The sequence below is a fragment of the Coleofasciculus sp. FACHB-712 genome, assembly GCF_014695635.1.
GTDB lineage: Bacteria > Cyanobacteriota > Cyanobacteriia > Cyanobacteriales > FACHB-T130 > FACHB-T130.
The window spans coordinates 1-14,045 of sequence record NZ_JACJOQ010000381.1 but is presented as its reverse complement, the minus strand read 5'-3'; the positions used below and the strand labels follow the sequence as shown (position 1 = coordinate 14,045).

At 47.3% G+C, this 14,045-nt stretch carries 13 protein-coding genes; 6 read left to right on the top strand and 7 right to left on the bottom strand.

The window, feature by feature from the left end; genetic code table 11:
* Positions 1 to 418 precede the first annotated feature (418 nt).
* The 4 genes from H6F50_RS10670 to H6F50_RS10655 form a co-directional block, all read right to left on the bottom strand.
* Positions 419 to 1,408 (bottom strand): RNA polymerase sigma factor, RpoD/SigA family, encoded by a 990-nt coding sequence (locus H6F50_RS10670; protein ID WP_190412973.1) that lies wholly within the window; start codon positions 1,406 to 1,408, stop codon positions 419 to 421.
* 563 nt (positions 1,409 to 1,971) lie between these two features.
* Positions 1,972 to 3,711, bottom strand: coding sequence for an ATP-binding protein (locus H6F50_RS10665; protein ID WP_190412972.1), 1,740 nt, complete (start codon positions 3,709 to 3,711; stop codon positions 1,972 to 1,974).
* Between the two features lie 144 nt (positions 3,712 to 3,855).
* Positions 3,856 to 4,656 (bottom strand): glutathione S-transferase family protein, encoded by an 801-nt coding sequence (locus H6F50_RS10660; protein ID WP_190428677.1) that lies wholly within the window; start codon positions 4,654 to 4,656, stop codon positions 3,856 to 3,858.
* A 351-nt stretch (positions 4,657 to 5,007) separates the two neighbouring features.
* Complete coding sequence (locus H6F50_RS10655) at positions 5,008 to 5,277, bottom strand: GlsB/YeaQ/YmgE family stress response membrane protein (protein ID WP_190412970.1); 270 nt, start codon at positions 5,275 to 5,277, stop codon at positions 5,008 to 5,010.
* 699 nt (positions 5,278 to 5,976) lie between these two features.
* Between H6F50_RS10655 and H6F50_RS10650 the strand changes: the two genes are divergently transcribed.
* Positions 5,977 to 6,804, top strand: a complete 828-nt coding sequence (locus H6F50_RS10650; RefSeq protein WP_190428676.1) for a fasciclin domain-containing protein — start codon at positions 5,977 to 5,979, stop codon at positions 6,802 to 6,804.
* 189 nt (positions 6,805 to 6,993) lie between these two features.
* Positions 6,994 to 7,596: a hypothetical protein gene (locus H6F50_RS10645; protein ID WP_242028977.1), complete on the top strand. Its 603-nt coding sequence runs from the start codon at positions 6,994 to 6,996 to the stop codon at positions 7,594 to 7,596.
* Between the two features lie 50 nt (positions 7,597 to 7,646).
* Here the strand turns inward: H6F50_RS10645 and H6F50_RS10640 are convergent, their stop codons facing one another.
* Complete coding sequence (locus H6F50_RS10640; RefSeq protein ID WP_190428675.1) at positions 7,647 to 8,132, bottom strand: gluconokinase, GntK/IdnK-type; 486 nt, start codon at positions 8,130 to 8,132, stop codon at positions 7,647 to 7,649.
* A gap of 158 nt (positions 8,133 to 8,290) precedes the next feature.
* Here H6F50_RS10640 and H6F50_RS10635 point away from each other — a divergent pair, with 158 nt between their 5' ends.
* Both H6F50_RS10635 and H6F50_RS10630 read left to right on the top strand, forming a co-directional pair.
* Positions 8,291 to 8,611 carry a hypothetical protein gene (locus H6F50_RS10635; RefSeq protein WP_190428674.1) on the top strand — a complete coding sequence of 107 codons (321 nt, stop codon included), beginning with the start codon at positions 8,291 to 8,293 and terminating at the stop codon, positions 8,609 to 8,611.
* On the top strand, positions 8,608 to 8,976 hold the full coding sequence (locus H6F50_RS10630; protein ID WP_190412966.1) for an aspartyl protease: 369 nt from the start codon (positions 8,608 to 8,610) through the stop codon (positions 8,974 to 8,976). The genes H6F50_RS10635 and H6F50_RS10630 overlap by 4 nt, the downstream gene beginning before the upstream one ends.
* A 211-nt stretch (positions 8,977 to 9,187) precedes the next feature.
* On the opposite strand, the gene H6F50_RS10625 is transcribed toward H6F50_RS10630, so the two are convergent.
* Positions 9,188 to 10,795, bottom strand: a complete 1,608-nt coding sequence (locus H6F50_RS10625) for an NAD(P)H-hydrate dehydratase (RefSeq protein ID WP_190428673.1) — start codon at positions 10,793 to 10,795, stop codon at positions 9,188 to 9,190.
* A gap of 97 nt (positions 10,796 to 10,892) precedes the next feature.
* A complete protein-coding gene (locus H6F50_RS10620) occupies positions 10,893 to 11,729 on the bottom strand; it encodes a hypothetical protein (protein ID WP_190428672.1) in 837 nt (278 codons plus the stop codon).
* A 246-nt stretch (positions 11,730 to 11,975) separates the two neighbouring features.
* Here H6F50_RS10620 and mnmA point away from each other — a divergent pair, with 246 nt between their 5' ends.
* Positions 11,976 to 13,031, top strand: a complete 1,056-nt coding sequence (gene mnmA / locus H6F50_RS10615) for a tRNA 2-thiouridine(34) synthase MnmA (protein ID WP_190428671.1) — start codon at positions 11,976 to 11,978, stop codon at positions 13,029 to 13,031.
* 457 nt (positions 13,032 to 13,488) lie between these two features.
* Positions 13,489 to 14,019: a hypothetical protein gene (locus H6F50_RS10610; RefSeq protein WP_190428670.1), complete on the top strand. Its 531-nt coding sequence runs from the start codon at positions 13,489 to 13,491 to the stop codon at positions 14,017 to 14,019.
* The last annotated feature ends 26 nt before the right edge of the window (positions 14,020 to 14,045 follow it).

Here is a 14,045-nt window from a genome sequence, read left to right as displayed (position 1 = left end):
TTGTTAAGACAAGCAACGCATTCATCTTTGATTCCCGGTTATTAAATTGCCTTCTAAAATCAAAATGCGTATTTATACTCACTTTATTCACCCGTTTTATGAGCTTTCCCAAATCGGGTCAGTGTGGGCTTGTCTGTAGTACTTGTTCCTTAACTGTGGATGACTTCACTGGCACCCGTTCGAGTTCCCGAACTGCGTTACGAAACTTTACAAAAATATAAAAAAAGAGCAGTAACAGATTTTAGATGTCTACAAAAAACTTCAACAGGTAGACACATCTACTCGACAGGGGCTAAAAGCGGGGATTGAAATGACTGAAAAACCCGCCCTTACTTAGCTGTAAGGACGGGTTTTAGGAGCGATCGCTATAGGATGATGTGGGAGGCAGGAGCATAGCGGCTCAATCCCGCCTCTACAATTAACTAGCAGCGATATACTCGCGGACATTCGCCTGACGACGGCGCAGATGGGCGAGGGCTTGGTGTTCTAGCTGGCGTACCCGTTCGCGGCTGAGGCTTAGGCGTTCGCCGACTTTTGCTAGAGACAGCTCGTTGCCATCTTCCAAGCCAAAGCGCAGAGTTAGCACTTCCCGCTGCTGTGGGGTTAGTTCCGCCAGAAGATCGTCCAGGTCTTGCCGCAGCGACTCCTGGGTCATATAATGGTCAGGGGTTGGGCCTTCGTCTTCCAGAAGGTCTTGCAGTTCGGTATCCTGGTTATCGCCAACGCGCACATCCAGAGAAATCGGTTGACGGGCGATATTCAAGTACTCGCGGATCAACGCGGGTTCTAAATCCAGCGCCTTAGCGATTTCACCGGGGGTAGCACTGCGACCAAGCGTCTGAGCTAGTTCCCGTTGCACCCGCTTAATTTTATTAAGCTTTTCGGTGATGTGGATGGGCAAACGAATCGCACGGGCTTGTTGAGCGATCGCGCGAGTAATCGCTTGGCGAATCCACCAGTAGGCGTAGGTCGAAAACTTGTAACCGCGCATCGGGTCAAATTTCTCGACGCCGCGTTCCAAGCCGAGAGTACCTTCCTGAATCAAATCCAGGAATTCCATGTTACGCTTCTGGTACTTCTTCGCGATCGCGACCACTAGACGCAAGTTAGCTTCTATCATCTTGCGCTTTGCCCGCGTTCCCAGTTTGATTATCCGGTCGAGTTCGGGTTCACTCAAGCTAACATGGTCTGCCCACTCTTGATGAGTTGGTTCTCGCTGCAATGTCTCAGCCAAGGTCTCCTTCGCCTCCAGCAGCGCCATCATTTGCTGCACCTGCTTGCCGAAGACAATCTCTTGTTCGTGGGTCAGCAGGGGCACGCGCCCAATCTCATGCAGATAGGTGCGAACCATATCAGCCGTAAACGTGGGTTGTTTAGTCGTCTTTTTTAGGGTGTTGGCAGTGGGCATGAGTGAGTGGTGACTCCGTAAACAAGCAACAATTCTGTAGCAGGGGTTGACCTTAGCGGGAGATTGCCAGCTCTTACAATGAGAGTAGCTAGGTCAATTAGTGGAACACATCCTGCAAAAGTTGTAAAGATCGCCTACCCAATTGAATAGGCAAACATAACACACAAAAAGCTAATCGTCAAACCTTTCGGCTGGGGGATGCCTTAAAGAGCTGGTATCGACCCCCATTTAGCCACTCCTGATAGGTAATAAAGGCTAAAAAGTCAAAGTCGGTATGAGTTTGTTTTACATTTCTATCGTATCACTAATGATAGACGACGCTCCAGGTTGAAAGGTTCATCCGATTGGGTTAAACTTGCTGCTCTGGCAAATTCCCGTTAACCCTTGAGTACCACCCGGAAAATCATTAGCTAAAAGCGTCCTATCTGTGTCCTATATATATAATCATCCACGGAAAACCCTTCAACGGGTACTCTAGTCGTTGTGGGATAACCGAACTATTTTTGCCTAGAAGTCCGTAGTCAATAGTCCAATGACTATTGACTACGGATTAAAAACCACGATCAAAAACCAATATCAGCTTTAGCGGCTTCAGCCGCAGCGAACACTTCATCGTCTGGCATCTCTTCCCAGCAAGTATCGCCAATTTCTCTGTAGAACGTTTCATCGTAAGGGCGAGTCCGCACCACCACAGGCATTGGAACCGCGTGACCCAAAATTAAAGCTTGTTGCTTGGAATCCAATTTTGCTAGAACGGAACGCAGACTCATGCCGCCAGAGACGCCAGTAAAAATGGCGTCGATGTCTTTGTCATCGTTTAGCAAAGCAGTGATGCGGGTGCCAATCTGGGACATCACCTCATTATCAATTCCAGAGGGACGCTGATCTACCACCAGAAGGGTGACAAAGTATTTTCGCATCTCGCGGGCAATCGTACCAAAAATGGTACTTTGCACGATGGCGGAGTCAAGGAAGCGGTGGGCTTCTTCTATCGTAATGACTAGCTGCTGAGGACGATCGATCGGGTTCTTGGTCTGCAAAAACAATTCAGACTTGCTTACATAAGCTTTGTGAATGCGGCGGGTGATCATATTTGTCACCAGCATATAGGAGAGCATATCTGACTGAGAACCAAACTCAATCACCACGTGCTGACCTGCATCGAGGCATTGCAAAATTTGATTAACGTAGTTGTGGGGACAGGCAGTTCGCAGATATTTGAGATTTTCCAGGCGCATCAGCTTGCGCTGCAACGCCATAATTGAACCCTTATGACCCTTCTTCTCCTCGCAGAACAGCTGGATTTCCTCGTTGGTCATATTCAACAGTTGGACAATCCAGGAGTTGCCAAACTCGGCGTGCAGAATATTGGCATTGTCCAAAGCTGCTTCGGAAAGACCTAACTCATTCCGCACCAGCATGATGTCTTGGACTTCGATTTGGTCGTAGCTGAGGTACAGTTCCTGAGAGTCACGCACCCCGCGCCGCTTGGTAGATTGGGGGTCAAGGGTGTAAATTTGCACCTGTCCTGGGAATAGCTGCCGCAAGCCTTTGACAGTGCTGAAGTGTTTGCCTTCGCGGACAGCTTCCCAGCCATATTCCGAGTGCATATCAAAAATTAAATTGACCGCTGCCTGCCTGCGGATGATGCCAGATAAGAGTAAGCGGGTGAGAAAGGATTTGCCGGTGCCAGATTTCCCGAAAACGCCGTTGCTGCGTTCCACGAATCGGTGTAAATCCAGACATACGGGCACATCCATATCCAAAGGTTGACCGATGGCGAAGTTGCACCGAGTGGGGTCATCTTCCCAACCGAAGACGGCGCGGAAATCGCGTTCCGTCGCATCATAAACCTGGCTGAAATGACTGGGAATTGTCTTAACGGGCATCAACTCCATCTCAGTATCAGCACTGCTTTGTAGTTGAAACGATCCCAGAGTTGCACCGTTGGATTTGCCGTTGGAGTTAGGATTTTCGGCACCCACCACATAAGCGCCTACTGACTTTGTTGCTTCTCGTGTCAGCATTAACATCGGCGTCAGATTGATGGTGCCATAGGTGCCACTCCCTGCTAGAACCGCTTGCAAAAAAGTGTCCTCTGGACTGGGAGGATTGGCAACAATTCGCTGACTGGAGGTGCCCAGCGAAACGTCTGTGAGCATACAGAAGAAGTCTGAACGGGCACCTTTGACTACCAGAAATTTGCCAACCCGCATATCCTCTACAGAAATATCGGGATGCAGTCTTACTTCTAGTCCCTGACTGAGGGAGCCTTGAATTACCGACCCTAATGGCATTTCCATAATCGCTTCTGGAGTCTTTTTAGTGTTGCTTCAGAACACTTAGGCATCCAAAGTTTACCCTAATTCTCGGAGCCTAACTATTCGCTCAATCTTAGATTTTGGATTTTTCAACCAATCCAAAATCTAAAATCTAAAATGGATTTCCTAATCTATCTCAATTGATGTTGGCGTTGAGCCTGTGGCTCCGGCGGTTGTGTTGGCACTTAGGGGTTTGCGATAATCGGCATAAAGGCGATCGCGCCAGTTGAAAAATGTCTCGTAAGCGCTACGGTCAGCCAAACCAGGGATTCCTTTGCCTCTAAGGGTTTCGGGAAGGTCAAGATAGGGGCCAGAGGGAAATTTAATCAGCATACTCAGCCCAGCGACGGCAAAATCTGCCAAGGTTGGATAGTCGCCGACTAAGTAAGGGCTTTCCAATAGTAGCAGGGATAGGCTCTCTAGGTCTTGCTGAAGATCCTCTGTCGCCGATTGTACGGCATCGGGGCCGTATCCGACGCCAAGACCCAGGAGATTCAGCACTTCACCAGGCAGTGCCCCCACAAGAGTCTTGAGAGCATCTGGCGTATTGCTGGGTAAAATCGAGGTGCGGAAGTTCTGATTTTGGCTGAGTGCCCCAAACAACACCTTACGACTTTTGGAACCAATAGATTCATCTGCCCAGGCTTCGATCAGTAAGCACAGTCCCTTTTGTTTCGGGTCAACTGGGATCAGGGGTCGGTCGGGATATTCCTTGTCGAGGTACTTAGCGATCGCTGTCGAATCAGCAATTACTGTGTTGCCATCCTTCAGGACAGGTACCTGTCGTTGACCAGACATCCGGAACAATTCTACCTGTCCCACTCCTGGTGTTACCTCAATTTTGCGGTAGGGCAGACCTTTATAATCCAGCAGCAGTCGCACTTTTTCGGAGTAGTGGGATAGCTCAAATTGGTACAACTCCAGCATTTTTTATCTCCTTCTATTTTTAAGTAACACTGTTAATCTAACGCTTTTAGCCTACTATTGTTATTATTTGCATCGGTGGAACTAAAAGCAAAAATTATTGTTTTTGGGCAGATGTACTTATTAAATTACTTATTTCTGCTTATAAAAAATACAGCTTGAAAAATTACAACTTTGCCAAATTAAAAGTTGAGTTCAAATGGCTTTATTTTTTTAATAAAAAATGAGCGAATCGGCTCTATTAAATGCAGCCAAATAACGACGGCTGTAACACAAAATAGACCCAATAAAAATACCCCAGGCTAAGCTGGGGTTCTTTCTAAATGCTAGATGGTAATAAAAGGGAACCCTTAATTAAGCTCTCTGGCGAGTTAACAAGCCCCACAGGAATAGCAGAACCATTGCACCTAGAACAGCAAAAGCAATACTCGGTACTGTCAACGCTCCGTAGGCTGCGCCTCCCGATGACCCCAGTAAAACTTGTCCTAAATAACCACCAACCAGGGCACCTAAAATACCTAATACCATTGTGGCGAGAATACCGCCGCCTTGATGACCGGGATAAATGGCTTTAGCAATCGCACCCGCAATCAGACCTAAAACAATCCAAGCAATAATTCCCATTTTTTTGCTCCGTTCTTATTAATGTTTTTTGTTGATGTTGTTATCTTTTTGTTGTTATTAGAATAACAAGCTGGCTTAATTGTCCACCTCTATCAGAGGGTATAATCAAAAGGCATAGATAATGAAGCTATTGCTTAAGTTTGTTTATATATAAAGAAGTAGTATTTCCAGTTAATTAACTGGATTGCAATAAATTTTGCCTGACTGAGGGCGGTTGAAGCCAGAAACGGCAATCATGACTCAACTCGCCCAGTGGAGAGGGCGGTGCTAGCCTCAGCAAAGCGGAGAACAAAGCTCTATTTAGTCAGACACGCGAACTTTTTACTCCCTCCAACAGAAAGTAGGCAGGAGGGAGAAAAGCCGGAATCGCTACGAAATAGAAATAGTTTCTGCCTAGATGAGCGTGGGTAAACGTAGGCGCGATCGCAACAAAATTCTCCTTTTAGTCTCAAGAGCATACCAGCCGCCTTGCAACCCCTAGCTCTTAACAAGCCGCCACGAAGAAAGCTAACGCTGACATTCTTAATAAGAAATAAGTCGCGCCTTTTCGCCTATTTAGCTACTTAGATTGTTCAATCCCCCTGTGTTGTCCCGGTTTCCCGATCGGTTGGCAGAGGAACTCACACTTTAGGCAGAGGTAAACATATGTAACAAAATGTGAACTTAACTAAGTCTAAGTTTTTAGGGAAACCCTTAGCAATGACCAATCAAAAACGCAACAGTTTGATTAAACAACTGGCTAGCCTGATGGGAGTTATCGGTGCTAGTACCCTTATGGGTCTGCCAGCTGGTGCCCAGGTGAATCCCAACCCTGAAATTCTTCAATCAGACGTTTTCAGCAAGCCGCCCTACAATCGCGATCGCAGCGCTCAGTCAACCCCAAGAACTGTACCATCCCCTACCGCTATCCCTAGCCAAGGCGCTCAGCCGAAGCCGTCTTCTACCGACCGGATGATGCAATCCCCCAGCAACAGCACTCAGCCCCCTGCTACAGAAGGGATGATGCAATCCCCCAGCAACAGCACTCAGCCCCCTGCCACAGAAGGGATGATGCCAGCCCCCGGCGAAGGTCCTGACCCGGCTGCTACACAAGGGACGATGCCCTCAAGTAGCAATTTGGTTGCGCTTGCTGCCCAAAATGGTTCATTCAAAATTCTGACTGCTGCTTTGGAAGCCGCAGGTTTGACCGAAACCCTCGAACAACAAGGACCATTCACGGTTTTTGCACCGACTGATGCAGCATTTGCAGCTTTACCCGAAGGCACTGTCGAAAAGTTACTGCAACCAGAAAATAAAGCGATGCTGGTTCAGATTTTGACCTACCACGTCATTCCCGGCAAAGTGAGTTCTTCCCAGTTGAAATCTGGAGAAGTGACGACAGTTGAAGGCAGCCCAGTCACCGTTAAGGTTGGAAACGATGGCGTGATGGTGGGCAACGCCAATGTCTCTCAGGCTAACATCGAAGCCACTAATGGCATCATTCATGCGATTGACAAGGTGATTATGCCACCGATGCCGACCAAGTAGATGTGAAACAGAGTCATCGTTTGTAACGCTAACGTTTCAAAAGAATAAACACCGTTCCGAGAAAGCTTGGGGCGGTGTTTTTTATCTCTGGCTATGAATAATTTGGTACTGAGGAAATTCAGGATAAATTAGAATACAATCGACACAAACATGGAGCATTTTGCTTCATGGGCGCTGAGGAGTGGGGAAATGGAGCGTTTCAAGGATTTATTTCTGCAAGAAGGAGTCGCCTTAGAAGGTGACAGGAAAAAGGTAAAAAAAAGCCTTTTTTACTTTTTATTTTTTGCGTTTTACTTTTTGCTTCCCGTAACCGATTCGGCTTCCGGTAAGATAGGGTTTGCTTTTTGTCAGCCAGCATCGGCTCAAGCAGCATACGGCAGCTATGTGGGTGTTGGTGCTACGGTGGGGATTAATGATAATGATTTTGGAGAAGGTCGCCAAATCGGTGGGGTGGTTGCTGTACGCTACAAACTCCTGCAAGCTCCCCTTTCCTTAAGGGCACAAGCGCTAATTGGGGCGAGTCCAGCGGTTGTGCCAACGATTTCCTATGATATCCCCCTTAACTGGCAAACAGATGTCTATGTGGGTGCAGGCGTTGCTTTTGGCAGTGGGAATCGGACGCCTTCGCCGGTAGGGGATAAAACCAGTTTTGCGATTCAACCGGGGATTGATTACGTCGTTCCCAACAGCAATGCTGTTCTTTTTGGCAATGCGATTATTGCTTTTGATGCCTACCGCGATGGCGGTGGTACTGCTGTTTCAGTCCAGGGTGGTGTGGGTTTGAGATTTTAGGATTGCCTGTGGCGAGACAGTGGATTTGAAATGATATGCGATCGCTCGCTTTAGATTTCTAGACGCCTGCGAATCTGCTGCACAATTACGTCCAGCGGCTCGGAAACGTCCACCCAGAGGGCATTCTGTGGTTCCTCAAGGGTGTCAAACTGGCTTTGCAGGAGTGTTTTGGTCATAAAGTGGCTTTGACGCGCTTCCAACCGCTGCGCGATCGCCTCGAAACTCCCTTTGAGATAAACGAGGCGCATCTGTTGTGGATCTCGCCACAGCATCTGACGATAGGATTCTTTTAAGGCAGAACACGCTAGTACCCGATTCTTGCCTTCCTGTAGCCATTGGTCGATGGCGTGTTGCATTGCTTGCAGCCACGGCATTCGGTCGGCATCGGTCAGGGGAATGCCTCGGCTCATCTTTTCAATATTAGCGGTTGAGTGGAAGCAGTCGGCGTCGCTGAAGCCCCAGTTTAGTTCTTGTGAGAGTAGCTGGGCGACGGTAGATTTGCCGCTACCAGATACGCCCATGACGAGAATAATCACTTTTTTATTACTAATCCGTTTCAGTTATTTTAAAATGCGATCGCTTCCATAATCTTGTCGATTTTAAATAATTGAAATTAAGCGATCGCGCCCATTAAATCGCCACACCTACATAAAGATATACTATTAAATAGTTACACGACTACGGAACGGTAATCATGACCCAGAAAACCCACAGACGAGTACCGCGTGGCAGCCGAATTTTTCCCGATCGCCCCCCGCTTTCTCCAGAAGAGATAGCAAAACGCAAAGCTGAGGATGAAGCATATGGTAAGCGATGTCGGGAAATTTTTAACCAAGTTTACCCGGAATTAGTCGCGGAGCATTACGACTGGTTCATACATATTGAGCCAGAAAGCGGAGACTATTTCATTGACCCCGATGAAGAAGTCAGTTTCCAAAAAGCCAAGCAGAAGCACCCTACAGCAGTGCTGATGGCAATGCGCCTGAATGAAACCGGGACTTGCGGCAGAATATGATCCAAGGCTATTTTGGCGAGAAGGGCGAGCTATTTTTTGAGATTGACTTAATCGCGGATGATGGTTCATTAGTTACAGTGAATGCGTTGCTAGACACCGGATTCACTGACTGGTTGGTAATGGATATCCAAGATGTAGAGAGTTTGGGATGGTCATTTGTCAAGAAAGAGCAAATGCAGACAGCAAGGGGAGAAGCAACGTTTAATCTTTATCGAGGAACTGTTGTTATGGAGGGTAAAGAGTTTACTATTCCCGTTTTAGGGGGTGAAGAAATTACCGAGGTTTTACTGGGTTTACCCTGGCTAGAAAATCGGCGGTTAGTAGTAGATAGAAAAGCAGGTTTGCTGACGTTAGGAGAAGAGTAAGGAGAAAGCGATCGCCTTCCAAGCGCTTCATAAAAAACAACGGCGATTTCTCTAATCTTCCATCATCATTTCCCACAACCATCCGACAATATTTTCAACTAAATTCGGCTGATAACAGAGAAGAATTGCAGTGACAAGAAGCCATTTGCTAAAAGCAATACCGCTGCGATACGGCTAAATTTCGCGCTGTTTCCTTCTGTTGCCAAGAATACTAGAACGCCGTGGCGATCGCAGTGCCGTAAGCTCTATGCACAACTGCCATCAAATACTGAGTCAAAGTATACGCATCAACTCCTAACTCAGTCCGCTCCTCGGCTGCCAAAATTCCGGCTTGAGCGTGCCACCAAGCCGCACTTTGCACCATCTCTGCGATGGGTAACTCTTGCTGAGATGCCGTTGCGACCAATCCACCCATTAGCCCCGTTAGCACATCTCCACTACCGCCACGGGCTAAAGCGGGAGTGCTTTCGGGAACAATCCATACTGAGCCACCAGGATGGCAGATCGCAGTCCTTGCCCCCTTCAGGAGTACCACTGCCCCACTTTGCTGGGCTGCTTCCCGAACTGCACTTACCCGATCTTTCGTGGTATCGGGTGCATCTGGAAACAAACGCTTAAACTCACCTGTATGAGGGGTGAGAACAGTAGGTGCTTGTCGTTTAGAGAGAGTCGGTATCGGGTTTAATTGGGCGAGGATATTCAAGCCATCAGCATCTAAAACAATCGGCAAATCGCTTTCTAATACTTTTTCGACGACTGACGTGGCATCTTTTGTCAAACCGGGACCACAAGCGATCGCATTATAGGAACTCAAATCAATTTCTTCAGGCAAAGATGCGATCGCACCTGTCTCTGTCTCCGGACAACCGATAATCAGCGCTTCCGGTAATTGAGCCACCAGCAAAGGTTTCAGCGATTCTGGCACCGCAATTGAGAGCATCCCGACGCCACTGGCTCTCGCTCCCAGTCCCGTTAAAATCGCGCCTCCAGCATACTTGCGAGAACCGCAAATTAACAGCAGATGTCCTTGTTTATACTTGTGAGTCACGGCGGCGCGAGGAATCGGAAGATGCGCGATCGCAACTGCTGGTGTCACCCGCTGAATGTTGGGCGTCTCACCTAGTACCGCCGAGATATCCGCCACCGGGATACCAAAATCAATCAGTTCGGCTTTTCCAACAGATTCCAAGGCTCGATCTTGCAGAAATGCTAATTTCCACAAGCCCAAGCAAAACGTGTAAGTTGCACGAACCGCCGTTCCCAGAACTTCCCCAGTATCGGTGTGCAAACCGGAAGGCAAATCGATACTAATGACTGGCTTAGACCACTGATTAAGTTGATGAATCGCAGAAAATATCGGTTCTGCGATCGCTCTTTCCAACCCAAACCCAAACAAACCATCAATAATGAGATCGCATTCTTGTAGCGGCTCAATCTCCTCAACACAGGGAATGCCCAAACTCTCAGCATACTGGGCGTGTTGCAAAGTTAATTCTTTCAGCTTGGCAATTGGACGATAGATAACAACTTCATAACCCTGAAAATGCAACTCACGGGCGACCACCAACCCATCGCCCCCATTGTGACCCGGTCCCACCAAAACGCCTACACGCAGTCCCTTCTTACCTCCCCCCGTTGACGAGGGGAATAAGGGGGGCAAACAAGGATAAAGCGCTTGAACTCGACTAGCAATCAGTCCCCCCACCTTTTCCATCAAAGCCGCCACCGGCATTCCAGCAGCAAAGATACGCCCTTCAATCTCGCGCATCTGCTGGGCAGTCACCACCATTTGCTGAATCTTTTCCTGCCTTTGTTGCATCTGTGCCAATTTCAGTGCTGATTCCTGTGAGTTCTAAGTTTTATCTTACTCAGCATGAGCATGGGCAAAGTCTCCCCGCCCCTACAGCAGGGGCACGCTATTGACCAAAATAAACCACCCGCGCATCCATACCATTAGAGCGAAGAAACCGACTCCAGCGTTCTGCTTGTGACTGATCCTCAAAAGGGCCGACCGCAACGTGGGGTCCGCGTGGTACCTCTCTTTGAAACACCGCATCTTCGGAGAACCCCAGCCGGATCATGTGGGCAGCAATGTTAGGTAAATACTCCTGACTCCCTGGAATCACAACGAAATAGGTAACTTCCTCCACTTCATCCCTACGGGTGACTGGACGAGAATCGAAATTCTCTGCATCAGCATTAAAATTCTCCTCAGAATAAGCACTGATTTTTGCCCGAATGCCCCATTCTTCCAGATCCCGAATCCGCTGCTGGGCTTTAACTTCATCAGCAAATACTCCAGCTTGGATTACACCCCCGCCGTACCGCACAAAAGCTTCGGGTTCTATTTTTCGGACTTGGGCTAACAACAGCGGGCTATCCCCATTAATAAAAACCCCAAAGAGACGAGAATTCCGACGCACCGGGGGAGAATTCTCATCTCTACTTCTGCTGGGTGTCCTTCTGCTAGGTGTAATTGGTGGTGGTGCCTGAAATTCAATCTCTCGCCTGCCCGAAGGATTCGGTGAAATCGAGGGCAAAGTATCTTGAGGAAACGCTGGCGGAGTATTTGGTGATGTAGGTAAGCCAGGAAGCACATCAGGTGGTGTAGGGAGAGGTCTGGCTGCTGCTGGAATTGGGTGTGGAATGAGCAAATATCCACCCCAGAACAAGCAGGAGGCAAGGGACAACAGCCAACAGGTTTTTCTTTCTCTGTTGCCATGAGTGAGTAAACGCTGCTGATTGCTCCTCATTTAAAATCAGCTCTCCTCGGCGATCTTCCAGGAATTGTGCGGACAAAATTTGTAGTCAATCTAGCATAATTAGTCATCAGTCCTTCATCATTAGTGATTAAAACGTTGGAATATTGTCAGGTTGGAACGTTCTAACTTGATAACGCCTACAGACAAAGGACTAATCACTCTAGACGAATGACGATTATCAAAGTGTTAGTCTAGAAAAGAAAAAACTGATAATTCAGTAATTCACTTTTTCGTTCTATGAATAAAGTCGTCGTCGGCCTCTCCGGTGGAGTTGATAGTTCCGTCGCAGCTGCCACCCTCCATCATCAAGGATATGAAGTTGTTGGTCTTACCCTCTGGCTAATGAAGGGTAAAGGTCAATGCTGTTCTGAGGGAATGGTCGATGCGGCTTCTCTTTGCGAACAGTTGAGCATTCCCCATCACATTGTTGATAGCCGGGATGTTTTTCAGGAAAATATTGTCGATTACCTAGTTGCGGGATACGAATCGGGGATTACTCCGTTGCCTTGTTCTCAGTGCAATAAGGCCGTGAAATTTGGCCCGATGCTGCGCTATGCCTCTGAAGAGTTGGGGATTGATAAAATTGCCACGGGTCATTATGCGCGGATCGGGTATGACGCAGAAACGGGACGTTATCAGCTGCGTCGGGCTGTAGATTTATCTAAGGATCAGTCGTACTTTTTGTACGATTTGAGCCAAGAAATGCTAGCGGGATCGATGTTTCCGTTGGGAGAACTACACAAGACAGAAACTCGGCGTATCGCCGCAGAATTCGGCTTAAAAACCGCTGATAAGCCGGAAAGTATGGATTTGTGTTTGGTTGAATCCCACGGTTCCATGCAGACGTTTCTAGACAAGTACATTTCTCAGCAAACGGGTGACATTGTTGACCAGTCCGGGAAGGTGTTAGGTCAGCATACGGGTATCCATCACTACACCATTGGACAGCGGAAGGGAATTGGTGTTGCGGCGGCGGAACCGCTGTATGTGGTGGCGTTGGATGCGGTACGGAATCGAGTGATTGTAGGCGATCGCGCTAGCACTCACAAGCCTGAATGCACCGCAGCGCGGTTAAACTGGGTTTCTATCCCAGAACCCACCAGTCCCATCCGCGCCGAAGTGCAAGTCCGCTATCGTTCAAAGGCAGTGCCAGTCACCGTAATTCCTCTGGAAGATTCGCGAATCAAGCTTGTCTTCGATGAACCTCAGTTCGGGATTACCCCTGGACAAGCTGCGGTTTTGTACGATGGAGACATTGTACTCGGCGGTGGCATCATCGACAGGTTTGAGTAATTAGAAACTCAAAGGCTCGCCAAGATACGCAAAGGGAATTATACTTAGCGTCCTCCGCAAGAAATAGATAATTTATTTGGAGGCAAAGATAAAGTCTTTTGCCTCTTTTTTATCCATATTTAATCAGCTACAGAGGTAATTTTGTGGGAAAATCATGAATTTAATTTAGACTTTTTTCTGATTAAAACTGGATAAGTGAAGCCATTACAGATTCTAAAATTCTTCAAACAGCACCAAAAAGTTATCCGAGGCATCTCTTGCAGCCGCAGAATAGAAGCTAATTATATTATCCTATCCGTGCCGTAATGTTATACATTTCCTGCATCGACTCTTGAAAACGGTTGAATTAAAAATTCTGTCCTGTTTCTAGGTAAAGCAAGATACTGTCTGGTACCTTTATATCCCTTCAAAAATGCCTATCTATGAGCTTTTGGAAAGAATAAAACCTAGACCTGGTATGTACTTGGGAAAGAAGTCTATTACCTTATTAAAGGCATTTATTTCCGGGTACTATTTTGCTAGACAAACAAATAATGTTGCTATTCTAGAAGAAATTCCTCCATTTGGACAATTTCATGATTGGATTGCTAGATATTACAATTGGGAATCATCAACAGCAGGATGGAATAACATTATTTTGCAAGAATTTGGAGACGAAGCCAAAGCTCTAGATGTTTTTTTTGAGCTACTCGAATTATTCAAACAACGATTGCCCATCTTAAAGCATCGTGTGTTTCTAAGTTCGCAGCATACATCTACCAGAGTCGTGCGTCGGTATCGCTATGTAAATGGGGAAAAAATAGAGCTATCTCCACCTCAAGAAATTAGAATTGTGCAATACACAACTGACTCTGGTTTCTATCTCTTCCAAATATCGCAGGAGCGGGGATCTTCCGAAGAAGGTTACTTTGAAACAGAGGAGTTAGCGATGGAACAAGTCTATAAAGAGTTTCAAGTTACCTGGGATGAATGGGAAGCGATCGCATAATGAGCGCAAACACATTAGTTGAAAAA